Raw genomic sequence first — 1,630 nt, forward strand, 5'->3', positions numbered from 1 at the left:
GGTGCCGTCCGGGCTGACGGCCACCGCGAACGGGTTGGTGCCGACGGTGATGGTGGCAGTGACGGTGTTGGTGGTGGTGTTGATCACCGACACGTCGTCCGAGCCGTTGTTGGCGACGTAGGTGAAGGTCCCCGATGAAGCGGCCTGGGCTGGGACGGCCGCGGTCACCGGCAGTGCCAGGCCTCCCAGCACAACCAGTTCCGCCACCAGGGCGCGCAGCCACGCCCCACAGCGTGAGGCTCCACCGGCGCCCGTATCAGGCTGGTCCAGGCCCCGCAACCATCGTCTTCCGCAACCTGGCATTGCCGTACCTCTCACTCGAAGAACCGGAAGAAGGGCCGCGGCGTGGGGCTTGGGGTGGAACGGGCCGTGCGATGGCGGCTGGCGCGGCCGCCACAACGGGCCTCATCATGGCGATCGCCCAGGCCCCCGGCCGCGGCCTCGGGCCGTGTGCTCTCGCACCTCATCACCGACGCACCCACGCCTCACCGGCCGGGTGGTTGCGCCACCGCGCTGACAGGACCTCAGGCCACCGCCTGTCAGCGTAAGCGCCTCTGCGTCAAATATGGCGATTCGACACTTATCGGGCGCGCCGCACGCTGAACCACCTCGTCCAGCTCCCGAGCGATCTCGGATGCGCCCTCATCTGCCGGAGCCGGCTCGCGTCATTGCCTTGGCAGTTCCAAGACTTCGGCGTCTGGCCGGCCGTCATCTCCTGCATCGAACGCGGAACCCGCCGCGACGACGCCCTCGCCACCGCCTACCGCGACTGGCTCACCGCCGCTTGACCCGAGTTCGACAGTGTGTGGGCACATACCTGGGACGGAACGCCGACAGATGATCCAGCGTCGGCCGGGGTCGGAGTCCAGGTGGACCTCCTTGACCCGCAGGTTGTCGCGGACCTGCTGGTAGCGGCCTTGGCGCGCGAGGGCCTCGGTGGCCTTCGTCGATCCCTCGCGCATCTTGACGCCGGTGATGTAGTGGCCGCCGGCCTTCTTGAGGCAGACAAGGTTGGATTCACCGGAGAAGCCGGAGTCGGTGACGGTCACCACCCGCCCCAGCCGCCAGGCCCGCAGGTCGGCCTTGACCTGGGCGATGACCGTCTGGTCGTTGGTGTCGCCGGGCCAGGTCCAGATCCGCACCGGAATGCCCTCGCGGGTGACGGCCAGCTCGATCACGATCTGCGGATGGTCCTCGCGGTGGTCCTTGGAGTGGCCGTAACGGCGAAGCGCGTCGTCGCCATCGTCGGCCTCGTCCCGTTCGAAGTAGGTGCTGGTGGTGTCGAAGAAGATCAGGTCGACCTCGAGATCGGGGAGGTTCGCGGTGGCGAAGAACACCGCTTCCTGCACGGCGGCTTGGGTGCCCTCGTCCACCAGCGAGTCCATTGCTCGATAGGCATGTTGCTCGGCGAGTTCCCCGACGCCGGGCACCACCGCGTCCTTGCCAGCCCACTCGGCGGCGGCCCGCTTGGAACTCGGGGCGACGGCGCGGTTGGCGACCAGCGCGAACAGGGCCCGCTCCACATCGGTGCGGAACCCTCTCTGTCAGCCTTGGGTGAGACGTCCCGCTTTGTCGGGTTAGCCTGAGAGGGCCCGAGTAGGAGTTCCATCCCTGATGACCAGCAGCAATC

At 68.2% G+C, this 1,630-nt stretch carries 2 pseudogenes; both read right to left on the minus strand.

The features are described 5' to 3' along the window. A pseudogene (locus ACWDAK_RS36400) lies at positions 1 to 207 on the minus strand (YncE family protein); the annotation flags it as partial. A gap of 626 nt (positions 208 to 833) precedes the next feature. After that, positions 834 to 1,541, minus strand: a pseudogene (locus ACWDAK_RS36405) (IS1634 family transposase); the annotation flags it as partial. Positions 1,542 to 1,630 lie beyond the last annotated feature (89 nt).

It is taken from the genome of Kitasatospora sp. NPDC001175, from assembly GCF_053598215.1.